General features: G+C 73.1%; 1 protein-coding gene. It reads left to right on the top strand.

Features of this window, described 5'->3' with window-relative positions; translation table 11 throughout:
• The first annotated feature begins 351 nt into the window (after positions 1–351).
• Positions 352–22,401 carry a non-ribosomal peptide synthetase gene (locus tag NVV99_RS00405; RefSeq protein WP_041803372.1) on the top strand — a complete coding sequence of 7,350 codons (22,050 nt, stop codon included), beginning with the start codon at positions 352–354 and terminating at the stop codon, positions 22,399–22,401.
• Positions 22,402–22,405 lie beyond the last annotated feature (4 nt).

Here is a 22,405-nt window from a genome sequence, read left to right as displayed (position 1 = left end):
ACGAACAGGGCATTCCTCCCGGCCGTCGGGAAAACGTTATCGAAACGCGACTGATCCCCTGCACGGGAACGATTTCCGAGGTCACTCGCGGTTCCGTACCGGTCCTGTCGCGGCACGGGCACGGCCTCCGGGGCGCATCGGCGGGTGGTGGTGCGGTCGTCGCCGCAATCCGGTCGTACCGGTCGCACAGGTGGTCTAGCTTGTTGTGTGGTTCCGGTCACACGGGATCACACGATCGAACGGGGGTCCGATCGCGGCGCCGCACGCCCAGCGGCACCGGGGTCGGCCCCTGCACGCGATGTCGGGGGACACACGCCGATCACGGCCAACAACATCGCTTTCGGAGGGGACATGTCGCTGCGACACCGTCGTCCGCAGATACCGGCCGGCGCTTTCCCGCTGTCGTCCGCGCAACGGGCCATCTGGTTCGCGCAGCAGCTCGCACCCGAGGTACCCGTGTGCATCGCGCAGTATGTGGATCTGCGCGGCGCCCCGGACCTGGATCTGCTGCGTCGCTGCGGATATCGCGCCGGTGCCGAGTTCCGGTCCGCCTATCTGCGGGTCGTCGACGTCGACGGTGAACCCGTCCAGTACGTCGACCCCACCGTCGAGGACCGCAACGGGATCCCGCTGCTCGACTTCCGCGGCGAACCCGACCCGATGGCCGCGGCGCACGAGTGGATGACCGCCGACTACGCCACCCCGGTGGACCTGGCGAACGACCTGCTGGTGAACATGACGATCCTGCAGGTCGCCGACGACCGGTTCCTCTGGTACGCCCGCATCCACCACGTCGCCCTCGACGGATTCGCGGCGATGACCATGGTCAACCGCATCGCCGCCCTCTACACCGCGGAGATCGACGGCCGCGAGCCGGAACCGTCGAAAGCCGCCGACCTGCGCGCCCTGTACGACTGGGACCGCGAGTACCGCACCTCCGAGCGCTACCGCACCGACCGCGACTACTGGATCGAGCGGGTCGCCGGACTCGAGGACGGCTCGACTCTGGCGCAACGCGACGCCCCCACCGCGGCGGTGTCGCTGCTGTCGAGCCACACCCTCCCCGACGACCTCGTCGACGCGCTGACCGCGGTCGACGACGAACCGGGACTGTCCTCGACGGCGGCGGTCATCGCGGCGTTCGCGTGCTATCTGGCGCGGATGACCGGCCGCGACGACGTGATGATCAACCTGCCGGTCTTCGCCCGCACCACCGCCATGGCCCGCCGCTCCGGCGGCATGCTCGTCAACACCGCGCCGCTGCACATCTTTCTCGAACCGGACGACACCCGCACCGACCTGGTGCGGCGGGTGCAGCTCGAACTCACCGGGGCGCTGCGCCACCAGCGATTCAGCCTCGAGGACATCCGCCGCGAGACCGGCGCCGCCGGCGACCCGTACCGCTATGCCGGGCCGATGGTCAACGTCATGCTGTTCCGGCAGGAGATCGTGCTCGGCGACATCCGCGGCGAGTTCCACATCATGACCTCCGGCCCCGTCGAGGACCTGCTGGTCAACATCTATCAGAGCGGCGACCCGGCCCGGACCTTCCTCGACTTCCGCGGCAACCCGCACCGCTACGACGAGGACGAACTCCGTGCCCACCACGACCGGTTCGTCGAACTGCTCGACGATTTCCTGCGCAGCGCCCCCGACCGCGCGGTCGCCGTGATCCATCCGGCCAGCGTGACCCTGGGCGAGCAGCGCCGCCGCGCCGCCGCCGACGCCGGTTTCTGGCGGCAGCAGCTCGCCGACGCCGCCGAACGCCTCGAACTGCCCCGCCCCGTCACCGCCCCCGCCGACGACACCCCCGCCGACGTCGAGGACCGCCTGGCGGTCACGGCCGCGGCGCTCGCCGCGCGTTTCGCCACCACCGAGGGCGACGCCCCGGACACCACCGTCGCCGCCGTGCTGCACGCCGCCACGGCGGCGCTCATCGCCCGGCTCACCGGTCACGACGACGTCCTCGTCGGCGTGGCCCGCGACGGGCGGGTGCTGCCGCTGCGCGTCGAGCTGGACCCGGCCGAGCCCTTCGCCGAGCTGGTGCGGCGCGTGCGCACCCTCGGCGCCGATCTCGCCGCCCACGCCGAGGTCGACCCGGCCGTGCTCGCCGGCCTCGCCCCCGCCTGCCCGGTGGTGCTCACCCTCGACGACCCGACCTCCGCCCCCGCGGACGCGGTGCTACGCGTGACGATCGACACCACCGGCACCGCCCTGCAGGTCCGCACCGGCTACCGGCCCGACCGGGTGGACGCGCACACCGCCACCACCACCGGCCGGCGACTCGGCCGCGCCCTGACCGCGGTGCTCACCGACCCGCACCTGCCCATCGGGGATCTGCCGTTCGTCGGCAGCGACGAGGTCGCCGGTCTGGTCCCGGCGCACGGCGACCCGGCCCGCTCCGCGCAGACCCTGCCGGAGATCCTGTGCGCGGTCGCCGCGGTGGTGCCGGACACCGAGGCGGTGGTGTGCGAGGACCGGCGCATGACCTACGGCGAACTCGACGCCTGGTCCAACCGGCTCGCCCGCGTCCTCATCGACGCCGGCGCCGGACCGGAGACCTTCGTCGCGGTCGGCATCACCCGCTCCCTCGAATCGGTGGCGGTGATCTGGGCGATCGCCAAGTCCGGGGCCGCCTTCGTGCCCGTCGACCCGAAGTATCCGGCCGAACGCATCGAGTACATGCTCACCGACTCCGGGGCGATCCTGGGCCTGACCACCGCCGCGCACCGCGACGAGCTGCCCGACACGGTGCCCTGGCTCGTCCTCGATCCGGATCTCGACGCGCGGATCGCGCAGGCGAGCGATGAGCCGATCACCGACGACGACCGGCCGGCCACCCTGCTGTTCGACCATCCCGCCTACCTGATCTACACCTCCGGCTCCACCGGCCGCCCCAAGGGTGTGGTGGTGCCGCACCGCGGCCTGGCGAACCTGTCGGCGACCCTGCACACCCGCCTGGCCCCACCCCCGGCGGCCCGGGTCTCGCACTTCTCCTCGCCGAGCTTCGACGCGTCGATCTTCGAGTACATGACCGCCTTCGCCATCGGCGCGACCCTCGTGGTGGTGCCCGCCCACATCTACGGCGGCGACGAACTGGCGGCGCTGCTGCGCCGCGAACAGGTCACCCACCTGTTCTCCACCCCGGCCGCGCTGGCGTCGGTGGACCCGACCGGCGTCGAATGCGAGGCGGTCACCGTCGCGGGCGAGGCGTGCCCACCGGAACTGGTGGCGCGCTGGGCACCCGGCCGCCGGATGTACAACGCGTACGGGCCCACCGAGACCACCATCGTCTGCAATATCACCGACATGCTGGTGCCGGGGGAGACCGTCACCATCGGCCACCCGGTGTGCGGTATCGACGAGCTGATCCTCGACGGCCGGTTGCACCCGGTGCCGGTCGGGATCGCCGGGGAGCTGTACATCGCCGGGCCGGGCGTCACCCGCGGCTATCACGACCGGCCGGGCCTGACCGCCACCCGTTTCGTCGCCGACCCCTTCGGCCCTCCCGGCTCGCGCATGTACCGCACCGGTGACGTCACCCGCTGGCGCATCCGCGACCCGCACCGTCCCGCCCGCTCGGTGACCGTCGAATATCTCGGCCGCTCCGACTTCCAGGTCAAGATCCGCGGGTTCCGCATCGAACTCGGTGAGATCGACGCCGCCCTCAGCGACCGCCCCGACGTCGCCTTCGCCGTCACCCTGGGCCGCGCCGCGCCCTCCGGGGAACAGATGCTCGTGTCCTATGTGCTGCCCGATGCCGGCTGCACCCTCGACCCGGAGCAGCTGGCCGCGGCGCTCGCGGCGCGGCTGCCCGCCCACATGGTGCCCGCCGCGATCATGGTGCTCGACGAGATCCCGCTGACCGCCGTCGGCAAACTCGACCGCACGGCACTGCCCGAACCGGTCTTCGCCGGCGCCGGTGGGGCGGCGGCGATGTCGCCGACCGAGACCGCGCTGGCCGCGATCTTCGCCGACCAGCTCGGCGTCGCCGAGGTCGGCGCCGACGACAGCTTCTTCGAGCTCGGCGGCAACTCGCTGGTCGCCACCCGGGTGATCTCCCGCATCAACGACGCCTTCGGCACCGATCTGGGGGTGCGGTCGCTGTTCGAGGCCCCCACCGTGCGGGCGCTGGCGGCGAACCTGCCCGCCGGTGACGACGTCGACCGGCCCGCCCCGGCGCCGGTGCTGCCGCGCCCGGACCGCATCCCGGTCTCCGCCGCCCAGCAACGCCTGTGGTTCGTCGACCAGCTCGACCCGTCCTCGGCCGCCTACAACATCCCGATCGCGCTGCGGCTGCGCGGCGCCCTCGACCACGCGGCGCTGGTCGCGGCGACCCGCGATGTGCTCGACCGGCACGAGGCGCTGCGCACCGTCTACCCGGCCACCCCGGCCGGGCCGATCCAGCAGGTGCTGCCCGTCGACGCGCTCGCCCTGGATCTGACCCCCACGGTCACGGACGATCTCGACGCGGACGTCGCGGCGGTGGTCGCGGCCGGTTTCGACGTCACCGTCGACCCGCCGCTGCGGATGCGGCTGTTCCGCGTCGCCGGCGACGAGCACGTGCTCGCCGTGGTGGTGCACCACATCGCCGCCGACGGCGCGTCGCTGGCACCGCTGTCCCGGGATCTGGTCACCGCCTACGCCGCCCGCGCCGCGGGCACCGCCCCGGACTGGGCGCCGCTGCCGCTGCAGTACGCCGACTACACCCTGTGGTTCGCGGATCTGCTCGGCGACGTCGACGACCCGACCTCCCGCGCCGCCCGGCAACTCGAGTACTGGCGCGAGATCCTCACCGGCGCCCCCGACCTGCTGGCGCTGCCCACCGACCGGCCGCGCCCACCGCAGCAGTCCTTCCGCGGCGCGAGCGTCGACGTCGAGATCACCCCGGAGCTGTACGGGCGGATCCGGCAGCTCGCCCACGCCCACACCGCCACCGAGTTCATGGTCGTGCACGCCGCCCTGGCGGTGCTGCTGGCCCGCCTGTCCGGCGGCGACGACATCGTCGTCGGCACCCCCGTCGCCGGGCGCAGCCACCGCCACCTCGACGACCTGGTCGGCATGTTCGTCAACACCGTCGCGCTGCGCACCGCCGTACCCGCCGACCTGTCCTTCGCAGACTTCCTCGCCGCGGTGCGCGACACCGACCTGGCGGCCTTCGCGCACACCGACCTGCCGTTCGACCGGCTCGTCGACGCCGTGGTGCCCGCCCGCTCGGCGGCCTACTCGCCGCTGTTCCAGGTGATGCTCGCCTTCTCCGACACCACCGGCGCGCACCTGACCCTGCCCGGCCTGGACGTCGACATCGCCGAAATCGACACGCACACCACCAAATTCGACCTGCATCTGCAGCTCGGCGCGGTCGCCGACGGCGACGGCCGCACCCACGCACTGCGCGGCGCGCTGTCCTACGCCACCGACCTGTTCGATCCCGCCACCGCCGCCGCGATCGGGCAGCGCCTCGTGGGGCTGCTCGAGACGGTCACCGCGGATCCGGCGGTGCCGGTCGGCGACGTGGAGCTGCTCACCGCCGACGAACGCCGCACCGTCCTCGACACGTGGAACGCCACCACCGCCGACACCGGACCCGCCACCACCCTCGGGGAACTGGTCGCCGCGCAGGTCGCCGCGACCCCGCACGCCCCGGCCGTCACCGTCGACGGCCACACCCTCGGCTACGCCGAATTCGACGCGGTCACCAACCGACTCGCGCGGCGGTTGCTGCGCGCCGGCGCCGGACCGGACCGGGTGATCGCCCTCGCCGCGCCGCGGTCGCTGGATCTGCTCGTCGGCATGTACGCGATCGTCAAGAGCGGTGCCGCCTACCTGCCGCTGGATCCGGAGCATCCCGCCGAGCGGCTGCGCTACGTCCTCGACACCGCCGCCCCGCGCGCGGTGCTCACCACCAGCGATGTCGCCGACGCCCTGCCCGACACCGGCGCCGAGGTGCTGCGCATCGACCGCCTCGATCTCGCCGACGAATCCCCGGCGGCCCTCACCTCGGCGGATCGACCGGAGCCGACCGGCGCGCATCTCGCCTACGTGATCTTCACCTCCGGCTCCACCGGCCGCCCCAAGGGGGTGGCGGTGCCGCACGCCGCGATCGCCAACCGGTTGCGCTGGATGCAGCACACCTATCCGCTGACCGCCGACGACACGGTGGTGCAGAAGACCCCCGCCACCTTCGACGTGTCGGTGTGGGAGTTCTTCTGGCCGCTGCAGGTCGGGGCGCGGCTGGCCGTCGCCGCCCCCGGCGGGCACCGCGATCCCGGTTACCTGCTGCGGCTGTTCGCCGAGGAGCGGGTCACCGTGGCGCATTTCGTGCCGTCGATGCTCGCGGTGTTCGTCGACGCCCTGCACGGCCGCGGCCGGGAGCCGCTCGCGCTGCGGCACGTGTTCGCGTCGGGGGAGGCGCTGCCCGCCGAGACCGCCGCCGCGCTGCGGGAGGCGCTGCCGCACACCGCCCTGCACAATCTGTACGGGCCCACCGAGGCCGCGGTGGACGTCACCGCCTGGACCACCACCGACACCGGTGCCGGGTCGGTGCCGATCGGGCGCCCGGTGTGGAACACCCGCGCCTACGTGCTCGACGCGCGGCTGCATCCGGTGCCCGCCGGCGCCGCCGGCGAGTTGTATCTGGCCGGGATCCAACTCGCCCGCGGCTATCTCGACCGCCCGGGCCTGAGCGCCGACCGGTTCGTCGCCGACCCGTTCGGGGCGCCGGGGGAGCGGATGTACCGCACCGGGGATCTGGCCACCCGCCGCGCCGACGGTGCCCTGATGTACTTGGGGCGCACCGACTTCCAGGTCAAGATCCGCGGTCTGCGCATCGAGCTCGGGGAGATCGAGCAGGTGTTGCGCGCCCGCGAGGAGATCGGGCAGGCGGTGGTGCTCGTCCACCACGGCGCCGACGACCGGCTCACCGGCTATCTCGTGCCCACCCCGGGCCGGAGCATCGACACCGCCGCGGTCACCGCCGATCTCGCCGCGCACCTGCCGGATTACATGGTGCCCGCCGCCCTCGTCGTCCTCGACGCGCTGCCGGTCGGCCCCAACGGCAAACTCGACCGCAACGCGCTGCCCGCTCCGCCGGCACCGACCGCCGCCGGTGGCTACCGGGCGCCGCGCACCCCCACCGAACAGCTCGTCGCCACCGTCTTCGCCGACCTGCTCGGCGTCGACCGGGTCGGCGCCGACGACCACTTCCTCGACCTCGGCGGCACCTCCCTGCTCGCGATGCGCGCCGCCGCCCGGCTCGCCGCGGACACCGGCGGTGAGCTCGGCATCCGGGAGATCTTCGACCATCCGGTCGTCGCCGATCTCGCCGCGCATCTCGACCAGCCCGACCGCACCGGCGCCGGGCGCGGCGCCCCGGTGGCCGGGCCGCGCCCCGACCCGGTCCCGCTGTCCCCGGCGCAGCAGCGGATGTGGTTCATCAACCAGTTCGACACCACCTCCCCGGCCTACAACATCGCCGTCGCGCTGCGCCTGAGCGGCAGGCTCGATCAGGCGGCGCTGCAGCACGCCATCGGCGACGTCGTCGCCCGACACGAATCGCTGCGCACCCGCTATCCGCTCACCGACGACGGGCCCGTGCAGGTCGTGGTGCCCACCGGCGCCGCCGTCCCCGATCTGGTGATGCTCACCGTCGACGACGGCACCGACCTCGACAGCGAGCTCACCCCGATCCTCGCGGCCGGATTCGATGTGGCCACCGAGATCCCCACCCGCATCCGGGTGCTCGCCCTGGCCGAGGACGAGCACGTGCTCGTGCTCGTCGCCCACCACATCGCCGCCGACGGTTTCTCCATGGGGCCGCTGGCCCGCGACGTCATCGCCGCCTACAGCGCCCGCCACGCCGGGCAGACCCCGCCGTGGACCCCACTGCCGGTGCAGTACGTCGACTACACCCTCTGGCAGCACCGGGTGCTCGGCGACGACACCGACCCGACCTCCCTGGCCGCCGAACAGCTCCGCTTCTGGCGCGCAACCCTCACCGGCGCCCCGGAACTGCTCGAACTGCCCTTGGATCGGCCGCGCCCGGTGCAGCCGTCGCGGCGCGGCGCCCGCATCCCATTCACCCTCGACGCGGCCGCGCACCGCCGGCTGCTCGACATCGCCCGCGCCCACGACGCGTCGGTGTTCATGCTGGTGCACGCCGCACTGACGGTGCTGCTCGCCCGCCTGTCCGGCAGCGACGACATCGTCGTCGGCACCCCCGTCGCCGGGCGCGGCCACCGCGCCCTCGACGACCTGGTCGGCATGTTCGTCAACACCGTGGTGCTGCGCGCCCGGGTCGACGACGACGAGCCGTTCACCGCGCTGCTCGACCGCATCCGCACCGGCGACCTGACCGCCTTCGGGCACACCGAGGTGCCGTTCGAGCGGCTCGTCGAGGTCCTCGACCCGCCCCGCTCGACCGCCTACACCCCGCTGTTCCAGGTGCTGCTCGAATTCCAGGACACCGAACGCCCCGAGATCGAACTGCCCGACCTGTCGGTGCGGGTGCTCGACCTCGACCCGATGCTGGCGCTGTTCGACCTGCAGCTGTCCATCGCCGAGACCACCGACGCCGACGGCCCCGCCGGCATCCGCGCGTCGTTCACCTACGCCACCGACCTGTTCGACCCCGCCACCGTCGCCTCGTTCGCCGACCGGTTCGTGCGCATCGTCGAGGCGATCACCGACACCCCCGACATCGCGGTCGGCAACATTGACATCGTCACCGACCGGGAACTGGCCGACCTGGCCCCGGCGCGGGGCCTGCCACCGGTCTCACCGCAACTGTGGCCGGAACTGCTCACCTCGATCGCCGCGATCCTGCCCGACGCGGTCGCCCTGCGCTTCGCCGACCGGCAGATCACCTACGCCGAACTCGACGCCTGGTCCACCCGCGTGGCGCGGCTGCTCGTCGACGAGCACCGGATCGGCCCGGAAACCGTCGTCGCGCTCGCGCTGACCCGCTCGCTCGAATCGGTCGCGGTGGTGTGGGCGGTCACCAAGACCGGCGCGGCGTTCGTGCCCGTCGACCCCGCCTACCCGCCGGAGCGGGTGAGCTACATGCTCACCGACAGCGCTGCCGCCCTCGGCATCACCACCGCCGCGCACCGCGACGCGCTGCCCGCCGAGGTGCCGTGGCTGGTGCTCGACGACGACGCCGTCGCCGCCCGGATCGCCGCGACGAGCGACGCACCCATCACCGACGCCGACCGCACCGCCGCGCTGCACTTCGACCACCCGGCCTACCTGATCTACACCTCCGGCTCCACCGGCCGCCCCAAGGGCGTGGTGGTCACCCACCGCGGCATGACCAACCTCAACGCCGAGGTGCGCAGCCACTTCACCATCACCCACCAGGCTCGCGTCTCGCACCTGGCGTCGCCGAGCTTCGACGCGTCGATCTTCGAGTTCACCAAGGCGTTCTGCGCCGGCGCCACCCTGGTGATCGTGCCGCCGGACATCTACGGCGGCGACGAACTCGCCCGGCTGCTGCGCGAGGAGAAGGTCACCCACGCCTTCATCACCCCCACCGCGCTCGCGTCCCTCGACCCCACCGGACTCGACGACCTCGAGGTCCTCGTCGTCGCCGGCGAGGCCTGCCCACCGGAACTGGTGGCGCGCTGGGCGCCGGGACGGCGCATGTTCAACGGCTACGGCCCGTCCGAGGCCACCATCGAGACCAGCGTCAGCCCGCAGCTGCGGCCCGGGCACACCGTCACCATCGGCGGCCCCGCCGTCGGCTTCCACCAGACCGTCCTCGACGACCGGCTGCGGCCCGTCCCCGTCGGGGTGGCCGGCGAGCTGTACATCGCCGGGCCGGGCGTGGCCCGCGGCTACCATCGCCGCCCCGACCTCACCGCCGCCCGGTTCGTCGCCGACCCCTACGGCACCCCCGGCGAACGCATGTACCGCACCGGGGATGTGGTGCGCTGGCGGCACGACGGCACCGTCGAATATCTGGGCCGCTCCGACTTCCAGGTCAAGGTGCGCGGCTTCCGCATCGAACTCGGCGAGATCGACGCCGCGCTCACCGCCCACGACGCGATCGCCTTCGCCCACACCATCGGGCACCCCGCACCCAGCGGCGACACCGTGCTCGTGTCCTACATACTGCCCGACACCACCGACACCACCGCCACGCAGATCGATCCGCGGGCACTGCGCGCCTGGGCCGCGGCGCGGCTGCCCGGTCACATGGTGCCCGCCGCGGTGGTGGTGCTCGACGAGCTGCCGCTGACCCCGGTCGGCAAACTCGACCGCCGCGCCCTGCCGGTGCCGGACCTGACACGGCTCGGCGGCGACTACCGTCCCCCGAGCACCGACCTCGAGGCAACCGTCGCCGAGATCGTCGCCGAGGTCCTCGGGCACCCGCAGGTCTCCGTCGACGACAACTTCTTCGATCTCGGCGGCAACTCGCTGATCGCCACCCGCGTCGTCGCCCGCCTCAACGCCGCGCTCGGCACCGACGCCGGGGTCCGCGCCCTGTTCGAGGCGCCCACGGTGCGGGCGCTGGCCGCGCGGATCCTCGACGATCACGGTGGGCACGGACGGGTGCCGCTGGTCGCCGCCGACCGGCCCGAACGGTTGCCGCTGTCCCCGGCCCAGCAACGCATGTGGTTCGTCAACCAGTTCGACACCACCTCCGCCGCCTACAACATTCCGCTCGCCATCCGCCTGTCCGGCCGCCTCGACGTCGCGGCACTGACCGGAGCGGTGCGCGACGTGCTCGACCGGCACGAGAGCCTGCGCACCTGGTATCCCGGCGACGAACAGGGCCCGCGCCAGGTCGTCGTCGACACCGACCGGGTGCTGCCGGCGCTCACGGCGCGGCCGGTCACCGGCGACGACCTGCCCACCGACCTCGCCGACTTCGTCGGTGCCGGTTTCGACGTGGCCGCGGCGGTGCCGGTGCGGCTACGGCTGTGGCGCCTGGACGAGCACGCCCATGTCCTGGCGGTGGTGGTGCACCACATCGCCGCGGACGGCTCGTCGATGGCGCCGCTGGCCCGCGACCTGATGCTCGCCTACACCGCCCGCACCGGCGGGACGGACCCGGATCGGTCGCCGCTGCCGGTGCAGTACGCCGACTACGCCCTGTGGCAGCGCCGGCTGCTCGGCGACCCGGACGACCCGACCTCCCTCGCCGCCGCGCAGCTGCGGTTCTGGCGCGACACCCTAGCCGACGCCCCCGAACTGCTGCCGCTGCCCACCGACCGGCCGCGCCCCACCCAGCGCAGTTTCCACGGCGCCCTGCACCGCTTCACCGTGCCCGCCGACGTGCAGCGGCGCCTCGAGGCGCTGGCCGCCGAGCACGACACCACCGTGTTCATGGCCGTGCACGCAGCGTTCGCGGCGCTGCTGGCCCGCCTGACCGGCACATCCGACATCGTCATCGGCTCCCCGGTCGCCGGTCGCGGCCACCGCGCCCTCGACGACCTGGTCGGCATGTTCGTCAACACCGTGGTGTTGCGCACCCCCGTCGACGGGGCGCTGTCGTTCACCGACCACCTGCACCGCACCCGCGAGATCGACCTCGCGGCCTTCGGGCACACCGAGCTGCCCTTCGAGACCCTCGTCGACGTGCTCGCCCCGGCCCGCGAGACCGACCGGTCCCCGCTGTTCCAGGTGGTGCTCGAATACGGCAACACCGAACGGGCCCACCTGGTGCTGCCCGAACTCGAGGTCGACGCCCTCGACCCGGAGCTGCCCGTCGCCAAGTTCGACCTGCAACTGACCCTGCAGGATCCGGACCCGACCGGAACAGGGGAGAGCGACGGAATGCCCGCGGCGTTCACCTACGCCACCGACCTGTTCGATCCCGACACCGTCGCCTCCTTCGCGCAGCGGCTGGTGCGGCTGCTCGACGCGGTCACCGCCGACCCGCACCGCCCCATCGGCGACGTCGACCTGCTCACCGACGACGAACGTCCCACCGCCCCGGCGCCGCTGCGCCCGGCCACGGCGAGCGTGCTCGGCTCCGCCTCGGCGTCGCTGCTCGATCTGTACGCCCGCGGCGCCGGACTCGACCCGGCGGCGATCGCGGTCACCGCCCCCGACGGGACGCTGCGCTACGACGAACTCACCGACCGGGTGCAGCGCCTGGCGCGGCTGCTCGTCGAGCACGGCGCCGGACCCGACCGGCTCGTCGCCGTCGCCCTGCCGCGCGGCACCGACCTGATCGTCGCGCTGCTCGCCGTATTGCACAGCGGCGCCGCCTATCTGCCCATCGACGTGGCGTTCCCCCCGGACCGACTCGCGTACATGTTCGACGACGCGGCCCCGGTGTGCCTGCTCACCACCGCCGACCACGCCACCGCTCTGCCCCCGCACACCCCGCCGATCGTGGACCTGCACGACCCGGCCGTGCGCACCCGCCTCGACGAGATGCCCAGCGGCGGTGACGGATTGCCACGCGTGCACCCGGAGGCGGCGGCGTACGTCATCTACACCTCCGGCTCCACCGGCCGCCCCAAGGGCGTGATGGTCCCGCACCGCACCGTCGTCACCCTGCTCACCGACACCACCGAGATGTTCGGTTTCGACGCCTCCGATGTGTGGACACTGTTCCACTCCTACGCCTTCGACTTCTCGGTGTGGGAACTGTGGGGCGCCCTCGCCCACGGTGGCCGGCTCGTCGTCGTCGACCACCACACCGCCCGTAACCCGCAGGAATTCCTGGCACTGCTGCGCCGCGAACGGGTCACCGTGCTCAACCAGACCCCGACGGCCTTCTACCAGCTCATCGACGCCGACCGCGCCGCCGGCACCGACCTGCCGGCGCTGCGCCGGGTGATCTTCGGTGGGGAAGCCCTCGACTTCGGGCAGCTCGACCGCTGGTACCGGCGCCACGACGACACCGCCCCGACGCTGGTGAACATGTACGGCATCACCGAGACCACCGTGCACGTCACCGCCCGCACCATCACCCGCGAACTCGCCGCCACCGCCGCGGCCAGCCTGATCGGCCCACCGTTGCCGTCGCTGCGCCTGCACATCCTCGACAACCGGCTGCATCCGGTGCCCACCGGGGTGATCGGCGAACTGTACGTCTCCGGCGCCCAGCTCTCCCGCGGCTACCTGCACCGCCCCGATCCGACCGCCACCCGGTTCGTCGCCGACCCGCACGGCGCCCCCGGCGACCGGATCTACCGCACCGGGGACCTGGCGCGCCGCACCCGCGACGGCGAGATCGAATATCTCGGCCGCGCCGACTTCCAGGTGCAGCTGCGCGGTTTCCGCATCGAGCTCGGCGAGATCGAAGCGGCGCTGCTGCGCGCCCCCGGTGTCGGCCGCGCCGTGGTCGTCGTCCACACCGACCCGACCTCCGGTACCGACCGGCTCGTCGGCTACGCGGTACCCGAACCCGGCCACGACCTCGACGTCGACGTGGTGCTCGACCACGCCGCCGGGGAACTCGCCGCGTACATGCTGCCGTCCACCCTGATGGTGCTCGACACGCTGCCGGTCACCGCAACCGGCAAACTCGACCGGCGCGCACTGCCCGCCCCCGACTTCGCCGCCCGCACCACCGTCTCCCGCGCCCCCGCGCGCGGCCACGAAACGGTGCTGGTGGAACTGTTCGCGCAGGTCCTCGGTCTGCCGACGGTGGGGGTGGACGATTCGTTCTTCGCCCTGGGCGGCGATTCGATCATGTCCATCCAGCTGGTCTCCCGCGCGAAGGCCGCCGGCCTGGACCTGACTCCGCGCGAAGTGTTCGAACACAAGACCCCCGCCGCGCTCGCCGCCGTCGTCGGCACCGCCACCCCCACCGAAACCCTCGCGGAACTACCCGGCGGTGGGGTCGGGGACATGCCGCTACCGCCGATCGCGCACTGGATGCTCGACCGCGGCGGCAGCATCGGCCGCTACTCGCAGGCGCTGCTGCTGCGCCTGCCCACCGGCCTGGACGCGGCGACGCTGCGGGCGATCGTCACCGCGGTCCTCGACCGGCACGACATGCTGCGCGTGCACCTGCACGCGGTGCCGGACGTCCCCGGCGGACACGTCCTGCACGTGCCCGCCCCGGGCAGCGTCGACGTCGACACCGTCATCCACCGGGTGCCGGTGACCAGCGCCGCGGACAGCGACGACTTCTTCGCCCTGGCCGCCGCCGAACTCGACGCCGCCGCCGACCGCCTCGACCCGCACAGCGGGCGGGTGGTGCAGCTGGTGTGGTTCGACGCCACCAGCGGCGCCGGCCGACTGCTCATCGTCATCCACCATCTCGCCGTCGACGGGGTGTCCTGGCGCATCCTCGTCCCCGACCTGGCCGCCGCGTGGGCGGCCGCCGCGGCCGACGGCGCCACGAGTGGTGCGCTGCTGCCCCTCCACACCGGCACCAGCGTGCGCCGCTGGGCCCACGCCCTGCGCGACGCCGCCCCCACCCGCCGCACCGAACTCGACTTCTGGCGCGCCATGCTCGACGGACCGAACCCGCCGCTCGGGCACCGCCCCTTCGATCCGGTCCGCGACACCAACGCCACCGTCATCACCGTCGCCACCGAACTGCCCACCTCCGTCACCGAGGCGCTGCTCACCGCCGTGCCCAACGCCTTCCACGGCGCCGTCGACCACGGCCTGCTCACCGCACTCGCCCTCGCGGTGGCGGCGTGGCGCCGCGACCGCGGCCACCACCCGGCCCAGCTGCTGCTCAACCTCGAAGGGCACGGCCGCGACAGCAATGCCGCCGCCGGCGCCGACCTGTCCGGCACCGTCGGCTGGTTCACCACCATCCACCCGCTGCGCCTGGACCTGACCGGCATCGACCTCGACGACGCGCTCGCCGCCGGCCCGGCCGCCGGTCGCGCCGTCAAGACCGTCAAGGAACACCTCGCCGCCGTCCCCGACCACGGCACCGGCTTCGGGCTGCTGCGCTATCTCGACCCCGACACCGCCACCGAACTCGCGAACGCACCGACGCCGCAGGTCAGCTTCAACTATCTCGGCCGCCCCACCGCCGGGGTCACCGACACCGACACCCCCTGGCTGCCCATCGACGGCTTCCCCCACGGCGGGGCACAGAGCCCGGACATGCCCGCCGCCGCGGTGCTCGACATCAACGCCGTCACCACCGACACCCCTACCGGGCCGGTACTCGAGGTGCACTGGTCGTACCCGGCCGGGCTGCTCGACGACACCGACGTCACCGCCCTCGCGCACCACTTCGCCACCGCCGCCACCGCACTGACCCGGCACACCCGCAGCCCGCACGCCGGTGGCCTGACCCCCTCGGATCTGCCGCTGGTGCGACTGCACCAGGACGTCATCGAACGCCTCGAGCAACGCTACGGGCCCCTGGACACGGTGTGGCCGACCGCGCCGCTGCAGACCGGGCTGCTCTTCCACGCCCTGCTCGCCGGGGACCGCCCCGACGCCTACATCGTGCAGCTCGTCCTCGACCTGCGCGGCGAGGTCGACACGAGCCGGATGCGCCGCTCCCTGCAACTGCTGCTCGACCGGCATCCGGCGCTGCGCGCGGCGTTCCCCGCCGCCGGCGACGGACACGTCCAGGTCATCCCCACCCACGTGGAGGTGCCGTTCACCGTCGCCGACACCAGCGACGACCCCGACCCGGACGACGCCGCCGCGCAACTGCTCGCCCTCGATCGACGCACCCGCTTCGACACCGAGACCACGCCGCTGCTGCGCGCGACCGTCGTGCACACCGGCCCGGGCCGGCACCTGCTGGCGTTGACGAACCACCACCTGCTGCTCGACGGCTGGTCCACCCCGGTGCTGATCCGGGAACTGCTGATGCTCTACGCCACCGACGCGGACCAGCGGGCACTGCCCCCGGCGCCGCACTACGGCAGCTACCTCACCTGGCTCGCCGACCGCGACCCGGAAGCCTCCCTCGACGCCTACCGCCGCGCCCTCGCGGGGGTGGACGAACCGACCCTGCTCGCCCCGCAGCACCGCCCCGGCACCACCGCCGGGATCTCCGAGGACCTCGACCTCGACCTGGACACCGCCCTGTCGGTGCGGCTGCACGACACCGCCACCGCCCGCGGCGTCACCGTCAACACCCTCGTGCAGACCGCCTGGGGTGTGGTGCTCGGCGCCCTCACCGGCCGCACCGACGTGGTGTTCGGGGCGACCGTCTCCGGGCGGCCACCGCAGATCCCCGGCATCGAGGCGATGGTCGGGTTGTTCATCAACACCGTCCCGGTGCGCATCACCGTGCGGCCCGACGACACCGTCGGTGCGCTCGTCGACCGGGTGCAGGCCGAACAGGTCGCCCTGCTCGATCACCACCATCTCGACCTGGGCACCCTCGACCGGCACCTCGGGGCCGCCGTGCGATTCGACACCCTCACCGTCTTCGAGTCGTACCCGGTCGAACGCGCCGGTCTCGACCGCGACACCGACCTCGGCGGCATGCGGGTCGCCGACATCACCGGCCGCGACGCCGCGCACTACCCGCTGTCGGTGGTCGTGCACACCGACACCGCGGTGCACCTGCGCATGAAATACCTGCCGGAGGTCTTCGACCGCGACGCCGTCGCCGCGATCGCCGCGCGCATCACCGCTGTGCTCGACGCACTCACCGGCGACCCGGCCGCCCCGATCACCGCGCTGCCGGCACTCACCGCCACCGAGCAGGACGCGCTGCTGCCGGTGCACGGCCCGGCCGGGGGCAGCGACGCCGCCCTGCCGCAACTGCTCGCCGCGACCGCCGCCGCACACCCGGACCGGCCGGCCCTGCGCGAGGGGGAGCGGGTGCTCACCTACCGCGAACTCGACGAACGCTCCACCCGGCTGGCGCGGGTGCTGCTGCGCCGCGGCGCCGGACCGGAGACCTTCGTCGCCCTCGGCATCGCCCGCTCCGTCGAGTCGGTGACCGCGATGTGGGCGATCACCAAGACCGGGGCGGCGTTCGTGCCCGTCGACCCGCGCTATCCGGCCGAACGCGTCGCATTCATGCTCGACGACTGCGGCGCCACCGTCGGTGTGACCACCACCGCACACCGCGACCGGCTCCCGGACACGGTGCCGTGGCTGCTGCTCGACGACCTCGACCGCGACGCCGCGGGCGGGGACACCACCACGATCGACGACACCGACCGCCCCGTCGCGCTGCGGCTCGATCATCCCGCCTACCTGATCTACACCTCCGGCTCGACCGGCCGCCCCAAGGGTGTGATCACCACCCACCGCAGCCTGGACAACTTCGCCCGCGACCAGCGCAGCCGCTTCGGTGCCGGACCCGGCGCGCGGGTCATGCACGTCTCGTCGCCGAGCTTCGACGCGTCGATCTTCGAATACCTCCTGGCGTTCGGGTCCGGCGCCGAACTGGTGATCGTGCCCCCGCACATCGTCGGCGGCGCCGAACTCGGCGCGCTGCTGCGCGAGCAGCGGGTCACCCACGGGTTCATCACCCCCGCCGCGCTCGCCTCCCTCGACCCGGCGGATCCGACCGACCTCACCGATCTCGCGGTCGGTGGGGAGGCGTGGCCGGCGGACCTGCAGGCCACCTGGGCGCCCGGGCGGCGTCTCGTCGACGCCTACGGGCCCACCGAGACCACCATCATGGCCGCGATCAGCGACCCCCTGGGCGTCGACGACCCACTGACCCTCGGCGGTCCGCTGCGCGGGGTGCACGCCGTCGTCCTCGACACCGCGCTGCGACCCGTGCCGTTCGGCGCCGTCGGTGAGCTGTACCTGGCCGGCTGGGGCCTGGCCCGCGGCTATCACGCCCGGCCCGCGCTGACCGCCGCCCGGTTCGTCGCCGACCCCTACGGCGCCCCCGGCGAACGCATGTACCGCACCGGGGACCTGGTGCGCTGGGTCGGTGACCTCGACCGGCGGGATCTGCGCATCGAATACGTCGGCCGCAGCGACTTCCAGATCAAGATCCGCGGCTTCCGCGTCGAACTCGGCGAGATCGACGCCGTGCTCGCCGCCCACCCGGCCGTCGGATTCGCCGCCACCGTCGCGCACCGCGCCCCGAGCGGAGAGACGGTCCTCGTCGCCCACCTGCACCCCGCACCCGGCGCCGACATCGACCACTCCGCAGTGAAATACCACGTCTCCGAGCATCTCCCGGCGCACATGGTGCCTACCGTCATCAGCGTGCTCGACGAGATCCCGCTGACCCCCGTCGGTAAACTCGACCGCGCCGCCCTGCCCGCACCGAACCTGACCGCCGGCACCGGCGACCGTCCGGCACCCACCGACCCGCTCGAGTCGCTCGTCGCCGACGAACTCGCCGACGTGCTCGGCCTCGACCGACTCGGCGTCGACGACAACTTCTTCGACCTCGGCGGTAACTCACTGCTCGCCACCCGCGCCGTCGCCCGCCTCGGCGACCGGCTCGGCCGACCCGTGCCGGTGCGCGCCCTGTTCGAAGCCCCCACCGTCGCCGCGCTCGCCGCACACCTCGACCACCGGCCCACCACCGAGGTCGAGGAACCCACCGCCGACACCACCTCCGGCCCGATCGCCGGACCGCGCCCCGAGCACATCCCGCTCTCCCCGGCGCAGCAACGACTGTGGTTCATCAACCAGTTCGATCCGACCTCCGCCGCCTACAACATCCCCCTGGCGATCCGGTTGTCCGGGCATCTGTCCCCGGCCGCGCTCGGCGCCGCCCTGCACGACGTGCTGGCCCGGCACGAGAGCCTGCGCACCATCTACCCGGCGTCGGCGGCCGGACCGCACCAGCGGATCCTCGCCGCCGCCGACGCCCCGCTGCCGCTGGACGTGGTGCCCGCCGGGGAGGACACCGTGCACACCGCCATCGCCGACTTCCTCGGCGCCGGATTCGACGTCACCGTCGACATCCCGGTGCGGGCACGGGTGTTCTCCTTCGGCCGCGACGACCATCTCGCCGTGCTGGTCGTACACCACATCGCCGCCGACGGCGGCTCCACCGGCCCGCTGGCCCGCGACCTGATGATCGCCTACGCCGCCCGCAGCCGCGGCGAGACCCCGGCGTTCGGACCGCTGCCGGTGCAGTACGCCGACTACACCCTGTGGCAACTCGACCGGCTCGGCGACCCGGACGACCCCGGCACCCTCGCCGCCGACCAGACCACCTACTGGCAGCAGCGCCTCGCGGGGCTGCCGGAGGTGCTGCCGCTGCCCACCGACCGGCCCCGGCCGCCGCAGCAGTCCTTCCGCGGCGACATCACCCGCTTCACCGTCGACGCCGATCTGCTCGCCCGGCTGCAGCAGCTCGCCGCCGTCCGGCACAGCACCGTGTTCATGACCGTGCACGCGGCGTTCGCGGTGCTGCTCGCCCGCCTGTCGGGCAGCGACGACATCGCCGTCGGCTCGCCGGTCGCCGGTCGCGGACACCGCGCCCTCGACGATCTGGTGGGCATGTTCGTCAACACCGTCGTGCTGCGCACCGCGGTGCCCGCGCAAGCGTCGTTCACCGAGCTGCTCACCGCCGTCACCGACAGCGACCTCGATGCCTTCGCGCACGCCGACCTGCCCTTCGACCGGGTCGTCGACGCGCTCGCCCCGACCCGCTCGACCGCACACTCACCGCTGTTCCAGGTCTCCATCGAATTCCACACCGCCGAACTGCCCGCGGTGGAACTGCCGCACCTGAGCGTGCAGGGCGTCGCCCTCGACCCGACGGTGTGCAACTTCGACCTCGAACTGCTCATCGGGGAGAACGCCGAAGGTGGCCTCGACGCCGCCTTCGTCTACGCCACCGACCTGTTCGACGCCGAGACGGTGCGTGGCTTCGCCGACCGGTTCACCCGGCTGCTGCACGCGATCGCCGCCGACCCGCACCGTCCCGTCGGCGATCTCGACCTGCTCACCGCCGCAGAACACACCGCGCTGGTGCCCGCCATCGGACCGCAGGCCGAACCGGCGGTGCTGTGGCCGCACCTGCTCGACACCGCCGTTGCCACCGCCCCGGACGCGGTCGCGGTCGTCGACGACGACCGGCAGGTCACCTACCGCGAACTCGACGCCCGCGCGCACCGGCTCGCGCGGCGCCTGCTCGACCGCGGCGCCGGACCCGAACAGGTGATCGCCCTGGCGATCCCGCGCTCGCTCGAATCGGTCACCGCGGTGTGGGCGACGGTGCGCAGCGGCGCGGCATTCGTGCCGGTCGACCCCACCTATCCGGCCGACCGCATCACCTTCATGCTCGACGACAGTGCCGCGCGCATCGGCATCACCGTCGCCGCGCACCGCGACGCGCTGCCCGACGAGGTGGACTGGCTCGTCCTCGACGACCTCGACCTCACCGCCGGGCCGCTCGCACCGATCGACGACGCGGACCGGCCGACGGTGCTGCGCCCGGATCAACCGGCCTACCTGATCTACACCTCCGGCTCCACCGGCCGCCCCAAGGGCGTGGCGGTCACCCACCGCGGCCTGGCCTCCCTCGCCCGGGAGGAACGCGACCGTCTGCAGGTCACCGCCGCAGCCCGGGTGTCGCATCTGGCGTCGCCGAGCTTCGACGCGTCGATCTTCGAGCAGATGATGGCGCTGTGCGCCGCGGCGACGCTGGTGATCGTGCCGCCGCACGTCTACGGCGGCGACGACCTCGCCGCGGTGCTGCGCGCACAGCGGGTCAGCCACGCCTTCATCACCCCCACCGCGCTGTCCTCGCTCGACCCGCACACCGTCCCCGAACTGCACACCCTGCTCGTCGCCGGCGAAGCACTCCCACCGGAGCTGGTGGCACGCTGGGCGCCGTCACGGCGGGTGATCGACGCCTACGGTCCCACCGAGGCGACGATCATGACCTCCCTCGGCGAGCCGCTCACCGTCGGCGAACCCGTCACCATCGGCACCCCCAGCCGCGGTTTCCACGCCCTGGTCCTCGACGGGCGGCTGCAACCCGTCCCAGCCGGGGTGGCCGGGGAACTATATGTCGCCGGGCCGGGTCTGGCCCGCGGCTACCACGACCGGCCCGCGCTGACCGCCGCCCGATTCGTGCCCGATCCCACCGGCACGGGGGAGCGGATGTACCGCACGGGGGATCTGGTGCGGTGGACCACCGATCATCGCCTCGACTACGTCGGCCGCACCGACTTCCAGGTCAAGATCCGCGGCTTCCGCGTCGAACTCGGCGAGATCGACGCCACGCTGACCGCGCACCCGCAGGTGGTCTTCGCCCACACCCTCGGCCACACCGCCCCGTCCGGGCAGACCGTGCCGGTGTCCTACCTCCGCCTCGCCCCCGATACCGACATCACCGCCGCCGAGGTGAAAACGTTCGTCGCGCAGCATCTTCCGCCGCACATGGTGCCGGCGGTGATCACCGTGCTCGACGACATCCCGCTCACCCCGGCCGGCAAACTCGACCGCGCCGCGCTGCCCGCCCCGGATTTCACCGCCCCGGTCGGGGACTACCGGGCGCCGCGCACCGACCTCGAAAAGCTCGTCACCGACCTGTTCGCCGAGCATCTCGGCCTCGACCGGGTCGGTGTCGACGACGACTTCTTCGACCTCGGCGGCACCTCGCTGCTGGCGACCCGGTTGCTACCGGCGCTCGGGGAACGACTCGGGCGGCGGGTGCCGATCGCGTCGATCTTCACCCATCCGACCCCGGCAGAACTCGCCGCACACCTGAGCAGCGGCGAGTCCGAGGAGAGCAACGGCATCGACGAGGCGTTCCGGGTGCTCGTGCCGCTGCGCCCCGGCACCGGCACCGCGCTGTTCTGCGTCCATCCCGCCGCGGGGCTGGCCTGGCCGTACAGCACCCTCGCGCACCGCCTCGACGACGACCGGCCGGTCTACGGTCTGCAGTTGCCGGCCCTGTCCGGTGGTCCGCGGCACGACACCATCACCGCGCTGGCCCGCCACTACGTGCGGGAGATCCGCCGGGTGCAGCCGCACGGCCCATATCACCTGCTGGGCTGGTCGCTCGGCGGGGTGGTCGCGCACGCCGTCGCCGTCGAACTGCGCCGCGACGGGGAGATCGTCGACACCCTCGCCCTGCTCGACAGCCACCTGATGGTCGGGGCGTCCCCGGCCGTCGGCACCCGCGACATGCTGCGCGATCTCGGGCTTCCCGTCGACGACGGTGAGCCGAGCTTCGAACACGCCGCCGCGGTGCTCGACGAGGCGTTCGGGGGCGGCACCGGCCTGACCGCCGCCCACCTCGAACGGCTGCACGCCGGGTCGACCGACACCGCCCGCGCCGCGCGGCGGCACGAACCGGACACCTTCGACGGGGACGCGTTGTTCTTCACCGCGGCCCGCTCGGAGACCCCGGTCCCGGCGGTGGCGGCCTGGCACAACGTGATCGCCGGCGAGATCCACCAGTACCGGCTCGACTGCGATCACCACGAGATGGTGAGTGCCCGGGCGGTGGAGACGATCGTCGCGGTGCTCTCGGCGCGGCTGACCGAGAGCGACGCCGCGCTGCGCCGGTGGGGACGAGTCGCGGTGCAGGTCGCCGGACGCAACGGGGACCGCCGGAACTGACCTC

This window comes from Rhodococcus sp. PAE-6 (assembly GCF_025290685.1).
Taxonomy (GTDB): domain Bacteria; phylum Actinomycetota; class Actinomycetes; order Mycobacteriales; family Mycobacteriaceae; genus Rhodococcus; species Rhodococcus pyridinivorans.
This window is presented reverse-complemented; position numbering and strand designations above follow the sequence as displayed.

Coding starts and splice junctions, on each gene's coding strand:
- NVV99_RS00405 (WP_041803372.1), top strand. CDS start 352: ATGTCGCTGCGACACCGTCGTCCGCAGATACCGGCCGGCGCTTTCCCG.